At 45.7% G+C, this 3,441-nt stretch carries 1 protein-coding gene and 1 pseudogene; one reads left to right on the top strand and one right to left on the bottom strand.

The features are described 5' to 3' along the window. Window positions 1–165: 165 nt before the first annotated feature. Window positions 166–2,475, top strand: a pseudogene (locus ACUVJL_RS16180) (sucrose synthase); the annotation flags it as partial. Between the two features lie 354 nt (window positions 2,476–2,829). Here the strand turns inward: ACUVJL_RS16180 and ACUVJL_RS16175 are convergent. Further along, window positions 2,830–3,237, bottom strand: coding sequence for a hypothetical protein (locus ACUVJL_RS16175; protein ID WP_445246783.1), 408 nt, complete (start codon window positions 3,235–3,237; stop codon window positions 2,830–2,832). Window positions 3,238–3,441 lie beyond the last annotated feature (204 nt).

The following is a 3,441-nucleotide window of genomic DNA, read 5'->3' as shown; positions in this document are numbered from 1 at the left end:
TTTTGGGCAAGATGACCAAAAATATCGTCAAATCTTTGACACCATCTATCGAAGCAGGGGGGCATCGCGGCAGGGGTTGTCTCTTTCATTGGTCATTCTTTAACGTTATATGCTTGCTATGCAAGCATTATAACGTATTTTCACCGTATTTTTTGTTTAAGTCCCGTTAACGCTTTTGCGGCCTACTGCACCAAATACGAAAAGCCCGAACAGTTCCATCAATCTTCTCAGTTGAGCAAACTGATTTACTGCGTTCAGGAAATTATTCTGGAAGATGACAGCCTTTGCATCCTGCTGCGGCCAAAAATTGCTAGTATAGAAATAGTGCGACTTGGAGACGACTTGAGGGTCCAGCAGATTACAGTGCAAGAATTGCTCGACGTGGGCGATCGCTTCGTCAACCACTTTCACCCCCAAGAAGGCGACATTCTCGAACTAGATTTCGGCCCGTTTTACGACTATTCCCCCATAATTCGCGACCCCAAAAACATCGGCAAAGGAGTGCAATTCCTCAACCGATACCTGTCCAGCCAACTGTTTCAAGACCCCAGACAATCGCAGGAAACTCTATTTAATTTCTTGGGCATCCACCGCTCCAACGGCGTACAATTACTAATTAACGATCGCATAAAATCCCAAGCACAACTTTCAGAACAAGTAAAAAAAGCCCTCACCTTTGTCAGCGAACTTTCTGAACAAGAACCCTACGAAAGATTTCGATTAGTTCTGCAAATGATGGGTTTGGAGGCAGGTTGGGGAAATACCGCAGCCCGCGTGCGTGAAACCCTAGGACTTCTTGACGAATTAATTGATGCCCCCGATCCGCAAACCCTAGAACAATTTATTTCTCGCATCCCGATGATTTTCAACATCGTCCTAGTTTCTCCTCACGGCTGGTTCGGCCAAGAAGGAGTTTTGGGGCGACCGGATACGGGAGGTCAGGTAGTTTATGTCCTCGATCAAGCGAAGAGTTTAGAGAAACAACTGCAAGAAGACATTCATCTTGCCGGTTTCGATAGTTTAGGCGTAAAACCTAAAGTAATTATTCTCACCAGGTTAATTCCTAACAGCGACGGCACGCGCTGCAACGAACGTTTGGAAAAAGTTCACGACACAGAAAATGCTTGGATTTTGCGGGTTCCATTCCGCGAGTTCAATCCCAAACTGACTCAAAATTGGATTTCGAGATTCGAGATTTGGCCTTATTTGGAAACTTACGCGATCGATGCAGAACAAGAATTGCTGGCTGAGTTTCAGGGCAAGCCAGATTTAATTGTCGGCAACTATTCCGACGGCAACTTGGTAGCGTTTTTGCTGTCTCGCAAACTCAAAACTACTCAGTGCAATATTGCCCATGCGCTGGAAAAATCTAAATATTTGTTGAGCAATCTTTACTGGCAAGAGTCAGAGGAAAAGTACCATTTTGCGCTGCAATTTACGGCAGATATAATTGCCATGAATGCAGCTAATTGTATTGTCACCAGCACCTATCAAGAGATTGTCGGCCAACCCGATAGTGTCGGTCAGTACGAATCTTACAAGTGTTTTACCATGCCGGATTTGTACCACGTTGTGGACGGGATTGAACTGTTCAGCCCTAAATTCAATGTAGTGTCGCCGGGAGTCAACGAAAGTGTGTACTTTCCCTACACGCGGATAGAAGACCGGGTGCAAGCCGATCGCGATCGGCCGGGCGAACTCCTATTTACTCTAGAAGACCCGGAACAAGTCTTTGGAAAACTCGACGACCCGCAAAAGCGCCCTTTATTTTCGATCGCCCGGCTCGATCGCATTAAAAACCTGACAGGCTTAGCAGAATTGTTTGGAAAAAGCCAGGAACTGCAAGAAAAATGCAATTTAATTCTAGTAGCTGGCAAGCTGCTGGTCGAAGAAACCGACGACTACGAAGAAGCAGAAGAAATTAAAAAGCTCTACGCAATTATCGACCAATACAACCTCCACGGTAAAATTCGCTGGCTGGGAGTGAGGCTTTCCAAAAGCCTGTCCGGCGAAATCTACCGGGTAATCGCCGACCGCCAAGGTATATTTGTTCAGCCAGCATTATTTGAAGCTTTCGGATTGACAATTCTCGAAGCAATGATTACCGGGATTCCCACTTTCGGGACGCAGTTTGGCGGTCCGCTGGAAATCATTCAAGATCGGGTAAATGGGTTTTATATCAACCCGACAAACCACCCGGAAACCGCCCAAAAACTTCTAGCTTTTTTAGCGAAATGCGAACAAAATCCCAACTATTGGTATGAAATTTCAACGCGAGGGATTGACCGAGTTTACAGCACGTATACCTGGAAAATTCACACTACCAAGCTGCTGAAGCTGGCGCGGACTTACGGTTTCTGGAACTACTCGTCCAAGGAAAACCGCGAAGATATGCTCCGCTACATAGAAGCGCTGTTTTATCTGATTTACAAGCCAAGAGCAAAGGCTTTATTGGCAGAACACGCAAATCGATAAAAGGCGAGTTTGGCTTTTTACGGGCGGGTTGAAGGAAAAAACTTGGGCTCTCATATCAAATCCGCCCTTCATCGTCCTGTATCCATCTCTCTGTTCTCTTCCTCTGCGTTCTCTGCGTACTCTGCGGTTTAATCATTCCAATGCAACCGGAATTGATATCATGGATCAACTTTGTACAAAACCCGCCCGTAAAGATTTGTGAATGACAGCAGGTTTTGTACCATAGGACTGAGGCTAAAAAACGCGGTTTCTACGAAAATATCGGCTTTGGTAACTAAACATCTCGGAAAAAACCGCGTTTCTGACACATACTGCGTACCTACCCCTACTTCCAACTCGTAATATCATTTCCGATCAATTAACCATAATATCCCGGTCGGGGCGGGTTTTTGAGATGGGAGATTGTTGGCAGGTATTGTTGGCGAACCCTCCCCTACAAAAATCGCGGTTTCTCGACCGGACATGATATAACTTCCAACTTGCAACTCCTGGCTGAGGCTGTCCCATTACCCAACTTCTAAAGGCCGGGGCAGATATAGCAACCGCGCCAGACGCTGAGGACGTTCTTAATGGCCCAAACCAATTCGGTCTATTACCCCTTCCCTCGGACTTCTTGTTACCCGATCGCGAAGTCGAAGAGCTTTCTTCCTTCTTCCTTCTTCCTTCTTCCTTCTTCCTGACAGCTACATCCGTTACATCCGTTACATCCGTTACATAATCCGTTGCCGAACTTCCTTCTTGCTTCTTCCTTCTTCCTGACATCTACATCCGTTACATCCGTTACATCCGTTACATAATCCGTTGCCGAACTTCCTTCTTCCTGACAGCTAAGCTGTTCAGCATCTAAAACGCATATTGTATGGTATAATATGATAATTTTCCGAGAAAGTCAATGCCTACTAAAAACTTCCTCAGTTCTGAAACAAAGGAAACTCTGCAACAAGCATTAAAAGACCATGAGCATCC

The organism is Microcoleus sp. OTE_8_concoct_300 (assembly GCF_031383065.1).
Lineage (GTDB): Bacteria > Cyanobacteriota > Cyanobacteriia > Cyanobacteriales > Microcoleaceae > Microcoleus.
The sequence above is the reverse complement of the archived record's forward strand: the minus strand, read 5'-3'. Positions and strand labels throughout refer to the sequence as shown.